At 39.9% G+C, this 17,776-nt stretch carries 13 protein-coding genes; 2 read left to right on the top strand and 11 right to left on the bottom strand.

Translation table 11 applies throughout. The features are described 5' to 3' along the window. Positions 1-73: 73 nt before the first annotated feature. The 8 genes from A2G56_RS00290 to queG all read right to left on the bottom strand — a co-directional run bounded on the left by A2G56_RS00290 (position 74) and on the right by queG (position 10,519). Positions 74-940, bottom strand: a complete 867-nt coding sequence (locus A2G56_RS00290) for a GIY-YIG nuclease family protein (protein ID WP_062707420.1) — start codon at positions 938-940, stop codon at positions 74-76. Then, the gene (locus A2G56_RS00285) at positions 933-1,217 is read right to left on the bottom strand and encodes a hypothetical protein (protein ID WP_062707417.1); all 285 of its coding nucleotides are present in this window, start codon (positions 1,215-1,217) and stop codon (positions 933-935) included. Before A2G56_RS00285 ends, A2G56_RS00290 begins: the two co-directional genes overlap by 8 nt. Further along, positions 1,217-3,139, bottom strand: a complete 1,923-nt coding sequence (locus A2G56_RS00280) for a DEAD/DEAH box helicase (RefSeq protein WP_062707414.1) — start codon at positions 3,137-3,139, stop codon at positions 1,217-1,219. Before A2G56_RS00280 ends, A2G56_RS00285 begins: the two co-directional genes overlap by 1 nt. Then, the gene (locus A2G56_RS00275; RefSeq protein WP_062707411.1) at positions 3,132-5,891 is read right to left on the bottom strand and encodes a class I SAM-dependent DNA methyltransferase; all 2,760 of its coding nucleotides are present in this window, start codon (positions 5,889-5,891) and stop codon (positions 3,132-3,134) included. Before A2G56_RS00275 ends, A2G56_RS00280 begins: the two co-directional genes overlap by 8 nt. A 245-nt stretch (positions 5,892-6,136) precedes the next feature. After that, positions 6,137-7,069, bottom strand: a complete 933-nt coding sequence (gene ftsX / locus A2G56_RS00270) for a permease-like cell division protein FtsX (protein WP_062707408.1) — start codon at positions 7,067-7,069, stop codon at positions 6,137-6,139. Continuing rightward, positions 7,062-7,754, bottom strand: a complete 693-nt coding sequence (ftsE, locus tag A2G56_RS00265; RefSeq protein WP_062712278.1) for a cell division ATP-binding protein FtsE — start codon at positions 7,752-7,754, stop codon at positions 7,062-7,064. The genes ftsX and ftsE overlap by 8 nt, the downstream gene beginning before the upstream one ends. 500 nt (positions 7,755-8,254) lie before the next feature. Further along, positions 8,255-9,350 (bottom strand): peptide chain release factor 2 gene (gene prfB, locus A2G56_RS00255; protein ID WP_099091443.1). Its coding sequence is split into 2 segments (ribosomal slippage): positions 8,255-9,277 and positions 9,279-9,350, totalling 1,095 coding nucleotides; the frame shifts between segments, so codons are not numbered across the junction. Positions 9,351-9,400: 50 nt separating this feature from the next. After that, positions 9,401-10,519, bottom strand: coding sequence for a tRNA epoxyqueuosine(34) reductase QueG (queG, locus tag A2G56_RS00250; RefSeq protein ID WP_062707399.1), 1,119 nt, complete (start codon positions 10,517-10,519; stop codon positions 9,401-9,403). A 90-nt stretch (positions 10,520-10,609) separates the two neighbouring features. On the opposite strand from queG, the gene A2G56_RS00245 reads away from it, so the two are divergent. Both A2G56_RS00245 and A2G56_RS00240 read left to right on the top strand, forming a co-directional pair. After that, positions 10,610-11,467 carry a metallophosphoesterase gene (locus A2G56_RS00245; RefSeq protein ID WP_062707398.1) on the top strand — a complete coding sequence of 286 codons (858 nt, stop codon included), beginning with the start codon at positions 10,610-10,612 and terminating at the stop codon, positions 11,465-11,467. Between the two features lie 61 nt (positions 11,468-11,528). Then, the gene (locus A2G56_RS00240) at positions 11,529-11,909 is read left to right on the top strand and encodes a hypothetical protein (RefSeq protein ID WP_062712275.1); all 381 of its coding nucleotides are present in this window, start codon (positions 11,529-11,531) and stop codon (positions 11,907-11,909) included. A gap of 324 nt (positions 11,910-12,233) precedes the next feature. Here the strand turns inward: A2G56_RS00240 and A2G56_RS00235 are convergent, their stop codons facing one another. The 3 genes from A2G56_RS00235 to A2G56_RS00225 form a co-directional block, all read right to left on the bottom strand. Then, the gene (locus A2G56_RS00235) at positions 12,234-14,918 is read right to left on the bottom strand and encodes a cation-translocating P-type ATPase (protein WP_062707395.1); all 2,685 of its coding nucleotides are present in this window, start codon (positions 14,916-14,918) and stop codon (positions 12,234-12,236) included. Between the two features lie 214 nt (positions 14,919-15,132). After that, on the bottom strand, positions 15,133-16,935 hold the full coding sequence (locus tag A2G56_RS00230; RefSeq protein WP_062707392.1) for a glycoside hydrolase family 3 protein: 1,803 nt from the start codon (positions 16,933-16,935) through the stop codon (positions 15,133-15,135). A gap of 10 nt (positions 16,936-16,945) precedes the next feature. After that, positions 16,946-17,746: an HAD family hydrolase gene (locus tag A2G56_RS00225; RefSeq protein WP_062707390.1), complete on the bottom strand. Its 801-nt coding sequence runs from the start codon at positions 17,744-17,746 to the stop codon at positions 16,946-16,948. Positions 17,747-17,776 lie beyond the last annotated feature (30 nt).

Raw genomic sequence — 17,776 nt, 5'->3', positions numbered from 1 at the left:
CACCTTTTTCATTTCTCCCCCTTGTTTTTTATGCTTAAGACTGGCTATATACCACTTTATTATTTTCAGCTTTTTACTGCTTTTGCACCTCAACTATCATTTTATTGATAATCGAATCAATTTCATCTAAATTGACAATAAACCACTCATTTATCTTAATTTCTTTTCCTCGCGGTGAAATTGTCGATAATTCAATTCTTTTGTCAGCTAAAGTATGATGCAAATATGTTTCTATTTTTCTAGCATCGATATTTTGGATTTCAAAAGATTTTACTAAAGTAACCGGTGCAAAGAGGTAAGTTGCTTCATTAACGGTATTTGCCAAACGTTGCTTGATATTAGTGGCAACACCAATTTTATAGAGATTTTTCATTTGCAACAATTGTTGATCTTGCCCAGCATACTTCACCACGTATATATAGCCTGTTGTCCGATAATCCGTCTCTTGATTACTCAATAGTGAAATGTCTTCCAAACGCTCCGTCACTAATTGACCAGAGCGTTTTTTGTCATACAAAGAGGAAATCAAACTCAAGAGCCAAATATGGTTTTCTGTTCCATTGGCATAGACAGTATGAACCTTATACTTTCGATTGGTAGATTCGGAAACTTCCTGACCATTTTTGGGATTGTAAATCTTATTGACGTAAAGCATGATACCATTGTCAATGTAAAAATTGCCCTGTTTAATCGGACTTTTTTGACTAATCTCAACCTTTGAGATAGAGATAATCTGTCGTTTGCCACTAGCAATATCAGCTTGTACGGCTTGAAAAAGTCTCTGATAGTAATCAAAACCAGACTTAACCCGCTGACGTGTTGCCACTTTATCTGCAGCTGTTACTGTTCGGCGATAACGTTTAGTGTTGAATAAGCTATCATCCGATTCAAAATCTTCGAAAAGACTATCGTCATTTAAAATGTCATCCAAATCAATCATGGTTTTCTCCCAACAAACCTATTGTATCATAAGCTAAAACCTTAGCCCGTCTTTCTTCGCTGTTACGAATTCCTTTAAGACGTGAAAAAAGGGAGCGCTCTGCCATGTTAATGGTTTTCTGTGGTTCTCGACCATTGTTTTTAACCCAATCAATGATTTCCATAAATTTTTCAATTTCAGGGTCTCTACGATTGATGGGGGCTGTTTTAATTCCAGCCACCAATCCTTCAAAATCAGGATCAGTGAAGATATCCTCTAATGTCGCAAAATTGGTCATTAACCATTTCTCCTTTCCTGACGAAGTTGCTCTAGTTTGGCAAGGGCAAAATAGAGACGTTGTTCATCTATTGCCTTGGCATTTCGCTGTGGCGAGCGCCCATGTTTTGCCTGAAAAGCCTTGATTTTAGGATAAAGCATGCGCAATTCATCTTCAGTAAACTCTACCTTTTTACTATCAAAAACACGGGCAATTAGACTTAAGGTCCTACTATCTACGCCACGAGAAAGCACCTCGTAAGCCCGTTGAAAGGGATTAACCTTATCAATCAAATCAATGTCTAACTCATCAATATTGACAAATTTATCTGCCATTTTAAGCAATTGATTGTTCTCTTTATCTCGTGTCGCATTTGATAAGTTAAGGTCAGCAACGAGATGCTGCCTGATTTCTTCAACTTCAGTTTGAGTGAGTTGAGGGTATTGCGTTGCGATCACACGAGGGATTAACTGTTTGTTAATGACCTTGCTATCAGCACCAGCTGCGATAGCTGCCTGAACCACTTCATCTTGCAAGGTTGACGCCTTAAGCTCTATTAAATCCTGTTGGATAATTTGTTCCACCTGAGGTGTTGACGGTTTGGCTAGTCCTTTGATAAAAATCTCTGCTCCTTTAGCTTTTTGATCTTTTCGATCTTTAGTTTTAAAGGTAAAAGATGGGGATAAGACATTTTCCATGAGAAGACTAGCTGTAATAGCTTTCATGATATTATTAACAGAATATTGCACCTCACTATCTTCGGCATCTGGTTCAGCTATGAGGTTTGTAAAAATAGCCTCTGTCTTATTGCTTGAGTCCCTAGTCACTCGTCCGATAATCTGAACAATTTCAGTCAAGCTAGACCGATATCCTATAGTCAAGGCATACTCCGCAAAGGGCCAGTCAAATCCTTCTTTTGCCATACCCAGAGCGATAATCATATCCAAATCATCCAGTTCAGTCATACTATCGAGATAGGATGCCACGATATCACGCCCCTCTTCGGTAACTAAGTCAGCAATTTTTAAAATCTTTCCAGTAGATGTTCTTAGATGGATAATGCCATGTTCATCTTTTCTGAGATAGTCCCCAAGAAGATCCAAAATCTCATCCACTTCACCATATTTGTCTTTGGTTGATTCGCCAGAATTAACATTAGGAATATGGATAATTGTCTTTTTATCAATAAAGTCAGCTACCAAATCAGGCAAAGCATCAAGATAGCGTCCTCGATAGAATTTATAAGTCATTCCAAAAGATTTAAGATACTGATAGCCTTCCAACTGCTCGTAATAAGTATAGGTCACACGGTTAAAACGTGCCTCATCAGCTGGCTCAAGAATAGGAATGCTATCTCCTCGAAAGTAGGAACCTGTCATGGCAAAGACGTGAGCCGTGGACTTTTGAAGGACTTCTCTAAGAACATTACCTAAAACAGAATTATCATCTTGAGACACATGATGAAACTCGTCAATAGCAAGGAGGCAACCATCAAAACTACTGACATCTAGCTGCTCTGAAGCAAAGCGAAGTGTCGCATGGGTACAGATGAGAACGTCATCTGTCGAATCTTCTGAGTCCATGAAGTTGACAAAGGCAGTCACTTTGCTTCTAGCTGTTCCTGCAGTGGTTAGATTATTCTCCTCTTTAACGACCCAGTCCCAATAATAGCCGTACTGGGATAGTTTGGTTGATCGAAAGGACTTACCAATGGACCGTTCAGGTACTGCAATAATCGCTTTTTTTAAGCCTTGATTTTTCAGCTTATCAAGGGCGATAAACATTAGAGCGCGTGATTTGCCAGAAGCTGGCGGTGCTTTGACCAAGAGATGGCGGCTAGCACGCTTTTCATACACACGCGCCTGCATCTCCCGCATCCCTAGTTCATTGGTATTAACGGAGGTCTTTTTCTGACCGTACGAAACTTCAAAAACTTTACTCATCTGTCATCTCCTTATAGCGCTTGAGAAGATGACTAAGACGTTCCTCATCATTTCTAAATGGTGTTTCCTTGTAGGCTTTTTCAACCAGCTCGTCCAGCTCTTGATGTGCTTGCCTCAACACTTCAGGCATGGTGTCACGATGATACAAGTCTGCAAGAGTGCCTCCCAACTCTTCTCGTAAATCCAAAATCTCCCAGACTTTATCTTCTATTCTATTCTTCCGATGGGTTGATAAGTCTGGTACTGGAAAAGTATTATAGACCAGTCCTGCCGAGTAACGATACCGTGTCTCTAATTTTCCTCCAATCGCACGCAACCAGACCATGTGGAGATGAGATTGAAGTAAGCCTAGAAGATAGATAGGGGCGTTGTAAATCACATAAGTTGCGTTAGATACAATAGTTTCTTCTCCTACAAATCCCATAGGAACATAATCACGATTTTCAGAAGACACAGCTGGGACGATGATTTGCAAAAATTCTGTTTCATCTGAATTCAAATAATCTTGATAGGCCTTTTCCCACTCTCCTTTTTGTACAAACGCATATGGATACTCTGCTGCTAATTGAGTTGATAAAGCAGAACTTGCTAATCTACTATTTCGGACATTGGAAACCCTCTGTTGAATAATAGAATTGTCTTTAACCTGTTGGTATTGACATTCATTAAGCCAAAAACAGTATCTAACTTTATTATTGATAAATTCTTCACTCCCTACATACTGTTTGATAAAAGACTTGAGTTCTGGATTTCTGTCAATAATCTCCAAATATTTTTGTTTATTTTCAATCAGCAAATATCCACCATCACGTGGCATACTACCAAATACCATAGCTGGTAAATCTGAAATAGGCTGTCTCTTACTCCTCACCAACACAGTTTCCTTTGCTTTTGTAAGATAAGGCGAGATGAGGTCAGCTTCCATTCTTTCTTGCGTTTCTGTAAAGATGAGCTTTTTGTTCTCGCTGTGAGTTTTATTACTAATCCCAACGATAGCAACTGTTACTCCAGCATTATGGGCAGCGCTATTGCCCCACTTAAAGGAAGTATAGGCAAATTCAATTTCTGCAATATTCAGCAAAGACTCCCAAACAATGGCGACCTGCTCTCCTTGAAAAAGAGAATTGGTTGATACAAAAGCTAACTTGGCATGCAATCCTTGAATAAAGTGAATTCCCTTGAAAAACCAAGCAGCAATGTAATCCATTCTTCTATATTGATACTCCTCACCGATAGATAGTCGTAAATCCTCTTTTTGTTCCTTAGACTGTAACCTACTTCCAATATACGGCGGGTTGCCAATGATATAAATCTCGTCATCAGTTGTATGCGGAAGAACTTCATTCCAGTCTAGCCGCAAAGCATTGCCTTGCGTGATATTTCCAGCATCCCGTAGAGGTAGGAAGGCTGCTTGAAGATTGATTTCTTTTTCGGCTTCTAAATTCATCTGATACTCAGCAATCCATAGGGAAAGACGAGCCACCTCATGAGCAAAGTCATCTAACTCGATACCGTAGAAATGATTAAGAGAAATTTTTGAAGTCTCAAAGAAGTCAATTGTGCCATCTTGACGGAGTTCACGCATTGTTTTGAGCAACTTTATTTCAAGACGACGAATTTCCTTGTAAGTGATAATCAAGAAATTACCTGACCCACAGGCAGGGTCTAAAAACTTGATGGCACCGATACGGTCATGAAGATCTTCTAGCTCTTTTAAATAGTCTCGACGATTAGACTGACGGGTCAGATCTGTGATGTCCTTATCTTCATTGTCATTGATTTTCGTTGCAATCGTTTCATAGGCTTTCTCTAAATCGTCTAGAAAGAGAGGTTTTATCACCTTTAGGATATTTTCCACACTGGTATAGTGCATGCCTGCACTAGAGCGATGCTCCTTATTGGCCACAGTTTGGATCATAGCACCTAAGATATCCGGATTGATGTCGTTCCAATTGAGCAATTCGCCGGCTTCGAGGATAAGTTTTCTGGTTTTTCGGTCAAATCTTAAATTGGTATGGGCTTTGGTGAATAATTTTCCATTAACATAAGGAAAATCTTGTAGCCACCTAACTTGCGACTCACGATTTTCTACATCCAAACTAGCAAAAATCTGGTTAAAGAGGTTATTCAAGTCACTACCATCTTCATAGGAACGAGTTTTGATCGCATTGGTGAAAATGCCTTTCTTCATGATTTCTGTATCTTCTGCAAATAACAAGAAAAGCAAACGAATCAAAAAAAGGTTGAATTCTTTTTCTTCAGTAGTCTGATCGTCAAACTGATTGATTTTTCTTAACTCGTCATAAAGCCTAGTAAAACGTTCTGCTGCCTTGATATCAGCAGGATTTTCCTTAGCATAATCGACTTTCTCGATCCCATTCCAAGGTAAAAAGAATTCTACATAAGCAGGAAGTTCTGAAAAAGAAATTGACAAACTATCACCTGTCTTCGTATCTTTTGCTGCCAATTCTTTAAAGTCGGTAACGATAATAAAACGTGGTTTAGACCTTTTACTTAGAAACTCTTTTTCAATCTCAGCAACTCTTGCAACCACCGACTGACCACTCTTAAGCACTTCGAACAAAGCCTTATTTTTAACATGATTGCCGTTTTCCTTACGCAAGCGTGTCAAAGTCGCTTTAGGAAACTGATACAAGGCTAAAAAATCATAGAAAAACGTTTCTTGATTTAATGTTTCTAACATTTCTTTTGTTTTATCTTCAATCACAGTAATATTTAATCTATTTGCCATTTTCGCTCCTACACTTTACTAACAAAAAAGCACCAACAGATGCGGTGCTGAACTCAATAAGGGCCGAGCCCCAAAATATTTTTTCTTTGCTGATTAGTTATTAGTAGGTATATAGGGATATGTCAATATCCCTATATACCTGATATAGTGTAGTATATCGCGATTTCTAAGACATTAAAAAAGTGCACGACTCTAGCATGCACTTTCTTTTTTAAAATATTTGTGATCATTATCACAACAAACTGTTAAATCTTCAAGAACCGTCTCATGGATAGAACTGATCCGAGTGATCCAATGACAATTCCGATAAGAACCATAGCAACAACACCCACAGGAATCGCTAAGTCTGGTTTATACAGGCTTAGATTTTGCTGCACAAGACCTTTCATCAAGTAGTTATAAGCAATGATATAAAGGTATGACACCAAGGCTGCTGGTAGGATGGAGCCAAGCAAACCAATCCAAGCGCCTTCAAAGAAGAAAGGACCTCGGATATAAGAATTCTTGGCACCTACCAAACGCATGATTTCGATATCACGACTACGTGAGAAGATTGTTACTCGGATGGTATTTGAGATGAGGAAGATAGCCACTAAAATGAGAATGCCTGTCCCAACAAGTCCCCAAATACGAACCATTTTAGCAAGGTTAAAGATACGCTCTGTATCTGCACCGCCGTATTCCACAGAATCAATACCGCCTAGCTGTTCTGCTGCACGAGCAACTTTTTTTACATCTTCAGGTGACTTGGTTTTCAAATAATAAACATCGTAAAGTGGGTTAGCTTCTTCATCAAAGACTTCTGAGAAAGAATCTCCCATCTTGGCCTTCAAATCCTCTAATTGTTCATCTTTACTTGAGTATTCGATAGCCTGAACACCTTCAATTTTTTTAAGCTGGTCATAAATCTTGTGATAGTCCTTATTCACAATCTTTTTGCCTGAGCTATCTTTGACCGTTTCTTGAGCATCAGTCGAATCCACATTCAAGAAAACGTTGACCTGAATGTTATCCTCAATCCCTGACGCTAATTTCTCGGTGTTAAGAAGAACTCCAGCAAAAATACCTACCAAAATCAGAGTAATAGACACTGTTGACATTGCTGCAAAGGTCATCCAACCATTACGTTTTAAACTCTTGATAGATGCCCATAAATGTCTGAAAAAGTTTCTAATCATTATAGCCGTACTCTCCTTCTTCTTCGTCACGAACAATTTTTCCATCTTCAATCGCAATGACACGATGACGTAAATGGTTAACAATCTGTGCATTGTGAGTAGCCATCAAAACCGTTGTTCCTTGAAGATTGATACGCTCAAGTACCTGCATAATTTCCATAGAAATCTCAGGGTCCAAGTTACCTGTTGGTTCATCTGCAATCAAAACCTTAGGATTATTGACAATCGCACGCGCAATCGCAACACGTTGCTGCTCTCCACCAGATAGCTGATTGGGAAAAGACCGCATTTTATGTTTTAGACCAACAAGTTCTAAAACTTCAGTCACGCGTTTTTTAATATGTTTACGCTTTTCACCAATAACCTCCATGGCAAAAGCAACATTTTCAAAAACGGTTTTACGTTCTAACAATTTGTAGTCTTGAAACACAACACCGATAGAACGACGTAAGAGGGGAACTTGGCGTTTTTTCATTTTAGCCAAGTTAAATTCGCCAACTTTGAGAGATCCGCTGGACAACTTCTCCTCACGGTACAAGAGTTTGATAAAAGTTGATTTACCAGCTCCTGAAGGACCAACAATGTAAACAAACTCTCCCTGATTCACAGAGACACTGACATGACGAAGAGCTGTTGTGGAACGACGATATTTCTTAGAAACATCCTTTAATTCAATTAAAGCCATAATAATAAGATGCAAAAGCCCATCATTAGGCAACTGAATTTTAGAAAATCACTTCAGTGTTCCAGACACAAACTGATTTATCTAAACTCCAAGCCTATGGGCTATGCTCAATTCCTTTCGTAAAATACAAGGGGATGATTCGATCCCTCGAAAACTTCCGATGAAAAATAGGAAAACTGTCGATAACTCGTAGAGTCATAGGGGTTTTATCTTTTTTCGAAGGAAGTTAGTCCCTTATTCGTTTTAAAAGATACTAAGAGCGTTAAAAGCAGAGGAAAAACAGGAGAACGACAGGTGTTCGCACATAAGACGGGCTGTCTTATTTTCACTAGCTTTTCGCTCGAGTTCAATTCACTTGAACTTGCATCTTTTCCTTTTTATAAGTTCAAAGAAGCAATAAATAAGCCTAAAGACTGTGCTCAATGCCTTTCTATAAGATGTCAAAGGACAGTTCTTGACGAGTTCCTAGTCATCTTTCAACCATTAAGCATTACCAACAACTAATCCATACGCCATTTCAAGTAAGCATCGATAAAACCTTCGATGTCACCATCCATAACCTTATCGACTTGTGCCACTTCAAAGTTAGTTCGATGATCTTTAACCATGGTATAAGGGGTAAAAACATACGAACGAATCTGACTGCCCCATGTAATTTCTTTTTTATCACCTTTTAGGGCATCCACTTCTTCAGCTTTCTTTTCTTGCTCCATTTGATAAAGTTTAGCTTGCAGCATCTTCATCGCACGATCACGGTTACCATATTGCGTACGATCCACCGTTGAAGAGACAACAATTCCCGTAGGAAGGTGCGTTAAACGAACCCCAGTTGAAACCTTGTTGACGTTCTGACCACCAGCACCTCCTGAACGGAAAGTATCCATCTTGATATCATCATCACGAATATCAACTTCAATGGTGTCGTCCAATTCAGGCATCACCTCAACAGAGGTAAATGAGGTGTGACGGCGCTTAGCCGAATCAAATGGAGAAATACGAACCAAGCGATGAACTCCCATCTCAGATTTCAAGAAACCATAGGCATTTGGCCCTTCAAAAGAAAGGGTTACAGACTTAATCCCAGCTTCATCACCCGCTTGATAATCCAAGGTTTCCACTTTGTAGCCCTTAGCATTTCCAAACCGTGTGTACATCCTAAAGAGCATCTCAGCCCAATCTTGCGCCTCAGTCCCTCCTGAACCAGGATGAATTTCCATAATGGCGTTATTGCTATCGTATGGCTCCGATAAGAGTAATGTCATCTCGTAGCTAGCCATTATTTTAGCCAACTTCTCAAGATTTTCTTCTAATTCTTCTTGGACAGAATCATCCTCTTCCAACATTTCTAAATAAAGCTCTGTTTCCTCAGAAAGCTCCTCCATATTGTGGAAGGTTTCATAAGTTTGTTTAAGCTCATTTAACTCTTGCGACGTTTTTTGAGCAGCCATATTATCATTCCAGAAGTCTGGTTCAGTCATACGATTTTCGAGAAGCGCAATATCTTCTTCCAAGCGATCTAAGTCAAAGAGACCTCCTGAAGCTAGTCAACTTCTCTTGATTTTCTACTATTTTTTGACGCATTTCAGCGATTTCCATGATAAACTCCTTATGTTCACTATAATCCTAATCATTCTAGCACAAAGCCTTTAAAATTGCCATTTTTCACGAACTAATTCCCATTCTTTTATGCTATCTTCTTCTTTTAGAGAAAGGCTGCGCATAAACTCAAGCATCGTCTCATCTGGTTTTTTGACAATCTCACCCAGTGCCCAAATGGCTGTCGCTGTGTGAATAGGATTGTTATTCTTATCAATGATTTCCAGTAATTTGACAACCGCACTACGATCGTGAGCGTTAGCCAAAGCGATGATAGCATTACGCTGCAAGATATTTTTCCCTCGCCAAGAACCGGCAATCATACCGAATTGCTCTTTGAAGGATTTATTAGTTAATTCTAAAAAAGGAATCAACTCAGGGTGGGCTAACTCCGGATCAATCTCACTAGCAAGTGGATTGTCAATGCCTCGATTATAAGGGCAACAAATCTGACAGATGTCACAACCGTAAATCACTGTCTTGATTTTCTTACGAAATTCCATGTCCATCATGCCCTTATCCTGCGTTTGAAAAGACAAGCAACGCCTAGCATTCATTGTCCCATCACCAATGAGACAAGACGTCGGACAAGCTTCCAAACAGCGGGTACAATCACCACAACCGTAATCCACTTCCTGATCAGGCTCAATCTCTAAGTTGGTGATCAACTCACCTAGATACATATAAGATCCAAATTCTTTAGAAATAACTAAACCATTTTTGCCAATAAAGCCGATACCAGCTCTCTTAGCCACAGCAGTATCCACAAGAGCCCCAGTATCAACCATGCCCTTATATTCAAAGCCTTCGGTCAACTCTTCAATCCCTTGTGCCAAACGGTTCAGTTTGTCCTGAAGGACATAATGGTAATCGAGTCCCCAAGAATTAGGCGTAATTTTCCCACGTTTATACTGGGTTTTAGGAGGTTTCACCGGTAATTTATTAGGATAAGCAACAGCTATTGAGATAATGGTCTTAGCAGACTCCAAAGATAACTTGGGTTTAATCCGCTCCTCAATGACCTTATGCTCAAAACCAGTTGTCCGGCCCTCCTCAACACCAGATCGTAAGGTTTTTTCCAAATAATCAAAATCATCGGCAGTTGTAAACCCAATCTTTGAGATGCCAATCTCTTTGGCCAGTTTTTGAATTTCCACCTTAATATCCATGCTATTATTTTAAGTGAAAATCATGTTGATAGCAAGTCAGATCAGTAACAAGTTTGTGTCAAATCAGCTTAAAAAAGATACAATAGTTCTATGACAAAACTAGCCTTTATGAGTGACCTTCACATTGACCTCAATAATTTTACCGATTTCGAAGTAAATACGCTAATAGACCTGCTCAAAGAAGAAGAGATTGACCACCTTCACATCGCTGGAGACATTTCCAACCACCACTACGAGATATCCCTTCCTTTTCTGGAGACCCTCCAACAGCATTTACCTGTTACTTATAACCTTGGCAATCATGACATGCTCGACATGACTGAGACAGCAATTCGCCAGCTTGACTTTAAAATCCATAAGCTTGGCAGTAGATCATTTCTCGCTTTTCACGGTTGGTATGATTATAGCTTTCACCCTCAGAAAACCAGTGACGAAAATCTGGCCTTTAAAAACCGTTTTTGGTTTGACAGGCGGTTAGATAGGGGGAAAACGGATCATGAACTAACCATTGACACTCTCAAAACACTCGATATCACCCTATCTAAGCATCCCGAAATAAACTTAATCGCTCTTCACTTTGTTCCTCATAGCAAGTTCCTTATGACACACCCTAGATTTGTTCCGTTCAATGCCTTTCTAGGTAGCCAAAGTTTCCATACTATTTTTACCAAACATGGCATCAAAGATGTCGTCTTTGGACATGCTCATCGTTCTTATGGCAGTCAAACGATTGATGGCATTACGTATCACTCCCGTCCACTGGGTTATCGACGCGAATGGGATTTAACCATTGATTATGTCAACCAACATCCTGAACTCAATCCAACAGGAACCTGGAATTTGTCAAAAAGGTACAATCTGGTCAAAAAATTGCCAGACTTCAAGCACTTTACCCGGAAACACCTCAAAGAAGAGTTCCGACAGTCACTAACGATTTTTGACTTCTAATCTCTTTTTTGATACCCTTTTCATGGAAAGCTTATCAGATTGGGCAAAGGAGGGAAGGCTCTTGTCTATTACTCTTATTCGAAAAACTTGGGATGGCCGCTATCAACCAAGTGATATCTACCTTAATCGCATCTATCAGGGAAAACTTTACAAAGACCAACAAATCAGTTTAGATGTGCCAGACACTCCTGCAACACTCAGCTTAGGCTGGGGGATTTTGACTAAATGCCAAGTTGTTGATGGTGATCAGATTATCATGAAGACTAATTCATGGTGGCTTGCTTTAGAATTAATACTCCTCATTTGCCTCGGACTACAGTTCACTAATGCTGACTATTTGCCTACGCCGCTCATTTTACTCTTACTGCTCCTACTAAACTGTATCATCCCCAGATACAGACTGGTTAAAAGTACTGAAAAAGAGTCTGGGGTAAAAGTTTGACACAAAATAAAAAGGAACAAGATCGTTTTCTATTAAACAGAATTCTATCTTGTTCCTTTTTTATCATACTAGCAACTTCATGGAACTAGATAGTAAAGAATTTCTAAAATGAAACGCTTTGTTTCAGATCCTTTTTAAAAACATGGTTTCCCCTCTCTAACATAAACGTCTCGAGAAATTGATTTTCCTTAAACCATAAAACTCTTAGAAGCACTGATATGAAAGTGTTTCTAAGAGTCTTTCATATTCCAATATAAAGAAAAAAGATTGAAGAAAAGGTCCATTTTGGACGATTTTTTCAATCTGATTTTTTTAGATTATCTCTTAAATGGCGTTTTTATCTTGACCTGTGGCACGTTGAATAGCTTTCACAATTTCAACGACAACCAATGTCATAAAGCTTCCGATAACGACAACTAGCCACTGTGTTGCTGATAAATGCGCAACGTGGAAGAAGTTATTAAATCCTGGAATAACAACAGTTGACATGAGCAAGAAAAAGGCAATTGGAATTGACCAGTTGAACAAGCGGTTTTTAAAGAGACCAACTTGGAAAACAGATTGGTAAACAGACTTAACATTATAAGCATGTACCAATTGGATCAAACCAAGTGTAACGTACGCCATTGTCAAAGCATCCGCATGAATGTCAGCGTATGTACTATGTTCTGGGAATTTAAGCGCAAAGCCATAGACAGCGAGAACAAGTAAACCTTGAAGTGGACCTTGATAGATTATGGACTCTTTCACACCACCATCGAAGAAGCTTGATTTGCGTCCACGAGGCTTGTGCGTCATCACACCCGGTTCAGCAGGCTCAACACCAAGGGCAATGGCTGGAAGAGTATCCGTTACCAAGTTAATCCAAAGAAGATGAACTGGTTGAAGAACATCCCATCCGAACAAGGTGGCAAGGAAGATTGTCATCACCTCAGCAATATTGGCTGAAAGCAAGTATTGAATGGTTTTTTGAATGTTTGAGAAGACCTTACGTCCTTCTTCAACAGCGACGATAATGGTTGCAAAGTTATCGTCAGCAAGGACCATGTCAGAAGCACCTTTAGAAACCTCTGTACCAGTAATCCCCATACCAATACCAATATCAGCTGTTTTCAGTGATGGCGCATCATTAACACCGTCACCAGTCATAGCAACAACTTTACCTTCATTTTGCCAAGCTTTAACGATACGAACTTTATGTTCTGGTGATACGCGGGCATAAACCGAATATTGCTGGAAGACTTTTTGGAACTCTTCATCTGATAATTCATTAAGTTCAGCACCAGTGAAAACATGGTCTTCAGTATCATTTGGATCAATAATGCCGAGACGTTTGGCGATAGCTTCGGCTGTATCTTGGTGGTCACCGGTAATCATGATCGGACGAATACCAGCTTCTTTAGCGACTTTAACAGCTTCTGCAGCCTCTGGACGTTCTGGGTCAATCATCCCAACTAAGCCAGCAAATACCAAATCATTTTCTACCACTTCGGTTTCCATAACAGGCACACTTGCTTCATATTTGTAAGCCATCATGAGAACACGAAGGGCTTGCTTAGCAAGGGATTTATTCGTTGAAAGAATAGCCTCTTTATCAGCATCTGTAATAGAACGTACTTGACCTTGATCTTCAATTTTAGTCACACGTTTCAGCAATTGGTCCGGAGCACCTTTTACAGCAACAAGGTATTGACCATCTGCCAATTGGTGAACTGTTGACATGAGTTTACGATCAGAATCAAATGGTAATTCGGCAACCCTTGGTTCCTTTTCAAGAATTTCTCGAACATCGAACTGGTGGTCCAAACCAAATTGAACAAGAGCTGTTTCTGTTGGATCACCAATCAATTTACCAGACTCATCAATCTTGGTGTCATTGGCAAAATTCATAATGCGCAAAGCCATATTTGACTGTTCTAATTCATCTTTGGCATCTTGAAGAGTGCCGTTGGTATAGAGTTTTTCAACAGTCATTTGATTCATTGTCAACGTACCAGTCTTATCTGATGCGATAATTTCTGTTGATCCAAGTGTTTCAACAGCAGGTAATTGACGAATGATGGCGTTACGTTTAGCCAAGACTTGTGTCCCAAGTGAAAGGACTACCGTAACGATGGCTGGCAAACCTTCAGGAATAGCAGCAACCGCAAGAGCAACCGCAATCATGAGGCCTTCAAGTGGGCTTTCACCACGAAGGAAAACTCCAACAGCAAAAGTAACAGCCGCAATAACCAAGACAGCAACTGTCAAGATTTTAGACAATTGGTTTAAGTTTTGTTTTAAAGGTGTGTCTGTTTCATCAGCATTTTGTAGCATGTTGGCAATGTGACCAACTTCAGTAAACATACCAGTATTGGTAACAACACCCATACCACGACCGTAAGTAACATTTGAGTTCTGGTAACCCATATTAACACGGTCGCCAATACCAGCATCTTCAGCTAATTCAACATCTAAAGACTTGTCAACTGGTACTGATTCACCAGTAAGGGCAGCCTCTTCAATTTTCAAAGAGCTAGCTTCCAAAAGTCGCATATCTGCTGGCACAACGTCACCTGCTTCAAGTAAAACGATGTCACCAGGAACCAATTCTTTTGAATCAACTTCCTTAACATGTCCATCACGACGAACACGAGCAAGTGGACTTGACATTGATTTCAGAGCTTCAATAGCTGCTTCTGCTTGTCCTTCTTGGTAAACACCAAATGCAGCGTTAAGGACAACTACGAATAAGATAATTAAAGCATCCGTTAAACCATGCATTCCTTCAGTAATCACTGAAAGTGCTGCAGCTGCTAGCAAGATGATAATCATCAAGTCTTTAAATTGGTCCAAGAATTTTTGGAAAAGCGACTTCTTATCACCCTCTTCTAATTCATTACGACCATACTCTGACAAACGTTGCTCCGCTTGAGTATTCGTCAAACCTTGCTTGTTTGTCTCAAGAGCTTCAAGAACAGAGTCCTCAGACTGAGTGTAAAACGCTTGACGTTTTTGTTCTTTTGACACTTTTTCTCCTCCTTGGTCTTTTCAAAATAGAAAAAGACCTGTTTATTTTTTAAACAAGTCTCGCAAATTAAGATTATGCCGGAAACAAATGTTTCGAAATGACGACATAATCACGATCACACCCGCTCGCAAATGCGAAACAGCAATCGTCGGCTACTCCCTTGATGGATATAATTATAACAGAAACAGCTCATCGACTCAAGATAAATGAGAACTATTGTTTCATCTCATGTGAACGCCAGATGTGCGTATCAATTAAGCCACAATAAGGATCGATGCTTGATACTCCTGTAAATTCAGATTCACCTGCCAGTTTTTCAACCAAACTAGCAATAGTATTTGGTAAGCCATCATAAGCATTGATATAAGTTCCAACTTGTGGCATGTCTGCTAAGCCAAATGGATGTTGTACTGACACCACGATCGTTGGGATTTCATGGACATAAAATGGCTGATCTGGCGTTCCTTTAGCCGCTGGCCAAATAATACGTTGGGTAGTACCGCCAGAATTGACATCAACAAGATTGATAATCAGATCATAATTATCCGTAATTTGACCAATTGGTCGTTTAGAAGCATAGACATTTTGAATGGCTGCTGGACGCTCTTCTTCCGGCAGTTTTTTAATACGCTCTTCAGTATTTTCCCAAATCGATACTTCATGTCCCGCTTGTTCTAATAACTCTTTTAAAGTGTCAGCTGCACGTTTTTTGCCAGAGTTAATCATCGCACCAAAGCCACCCTTGTAACCTTCGACTTCAACTAAAAGAATGCGTTTGTAGCGTTTTGGTGTGACTGGGAAAATATCTTTTTGTTTATCTTTAACCAGCGTGATTGCCTTATCTGCTACTTCATCTGAAAGACGTTTAGCTTCATCGGTACCAATCTTTTCTAGCGCTTCTTCTTTTGGAAGCAAAATCTCCTTGCGGCGACCTTCAAATTGATGTAAGCCAAGTTTTGCTTTCAATCCTAAGGTACGACGAATAGCATCGTGCAGACGTTCTTCTGTTAAGAGACCATTTTTATAGCCTTCTTTCATCCAACGGATGTCTTCATCAGGATCATTGAAGAATAAGAAGAGATCACATCCGGCTTCAATCGCTGTTGGTAACAGTTCACGACGTGGAAGCGATGCTGTCATTGCCACCATATGAGAGGCATCGGTTACGATAGCACCATTGTAGCCCAACTCACCTCGTAGGAGTTCATCAAGAAGCGTTTTATTAAGCGATGCTGGCAGCATATCATCCAAATCACGCTCAGGATGTATTTCTTTTTCAACATTTGGTAGATGAATATGACCTGCCATAATACCTGGAAGACCCGCTTCAGTCATTTCGCCATAAATACGACCGAAGGTCTCCATCCATTCTTCTTTTGACATAGGGTTAGACGCGTATGAAAGATGATGGTCTCGTTCATCAATGCCATCACCAGGAAAATGTTTAGCAAATGGAATAATGCCATATTCCATAATACCACGCATGTATTCTTTTGAGAGGCTGATAACTTGCTCAACCTCAGCTCCCCATGTACGATTAGCAATAATAGGATTACGCCAGTTACGACTAAGATCCATGATAGGAGCAAATGAGGCATTACATCCTACCGCTGAGGCCTCAAGTCCAGCAATACGCCCCAATTCATAAGCGTAATTGGGATCGTTGGTGGCCGCAACTTTCACCTCATCACCAATTTTGGTGCCATCTGTGACAGCTCCATTTCCTCCTGATTCCGTATTAGCCGCAATTAAGAGAGGGATTTTTGATTTTGTTTGTAAAATGTAATTTTGCTCCCAAATATCCGCTGCTGGACCAGGAGCATACCTCACCGCTGCAAACTTGTAATCCGTCATAACTTGAGTTAGATACTCTTCTGTACGACTAGACCCCATATTCACAAAAAGCTGACCAATTTTTTCATCTAAGGTCATATTTTTAAGGGTCGTTTCTACCCAATCAATAGCTGCTTGATTTAGGTTGTAAGGCTTTTTAGTTAAGTCTACTAAATGTGTCATCTTATCACTCCTAATCTAAATGTTTCCAAAACGTTTCTTTTAGTTTTTCTAAATCTTCTTTTGTTATCTGTCCATCAACAAAAGCTGGTGAAAATGTTTCTTGTAAGGCTTTCCAAGATGCTGCTTCTTTACCAACCAAGATGGGGTAAAAAGCCACTTGATTTTGCTCAGCTGCTGCTAAATCACCAGGTGAGTCTCCAACCATTACAAGATGATCTTTTGAGTAGTCATCTTGTAACAAGCTTGCAATAACATCTTCTTTCTTACCACGATCTTGACAGTAAAGGTCATCGACATACTCTAGCAAACCTTGATCGCACCATTCCTCTTCGACAGCCTCACGATTGGCTGAAGAGACAACATACACCTTCCCAAGATCGTGAAGTTTTTCTAAGCCTGAACGAGCACCCGTGAAAGCAAGTGCTTCTCCCTTGTAAGATTTAATTTGTCGATTAACCTCGTTAGACCAATCCAATGCTTTCTGCAAATCATCCGATGGTTGTTGAGCCAACGCTTGCTCCAGAGACCCATTTGATAGTGATGTGGTAGTGGCTACCCAGTTCTTCAAAGCCCCAATGCCACCCAGACCTGCATACTCTAGCCCCATTACCAATCCGACAAAACGATTGACACCCCTTGTACGAGAGTAAAGATTGATATGATCCCACTCTTTCAAAAAAGCTTCTTTATTTGCAACCTCGAAAAACTGGGCTGCTAATGGCCCAAAAAAGAGCTGATGTTTGTAGGTCATGGTATCCATGGCACAGCCATCTGAGTCTACGCAAAAGACATATTCTTGCTGTTTAGACATTTTTCCCCTTTCATTCTTATCTTCATCTGA

It is taken from the genome of Streptococcus halotolerans, from assembly GCF_001598035.1.
In the GTDB taxonomy this organism is placed as follows: Bacteria; Bacillota; Bacilli; order Lactobacillales; family Streptococcaceae; genus Streptococcus; species Streptococcus halotolerans.
The sequence above is the reverse complement of the archived record's forward strand: the minus strand, read 5'-3'. Positions and strand labels throughout refer to the sequence as shown.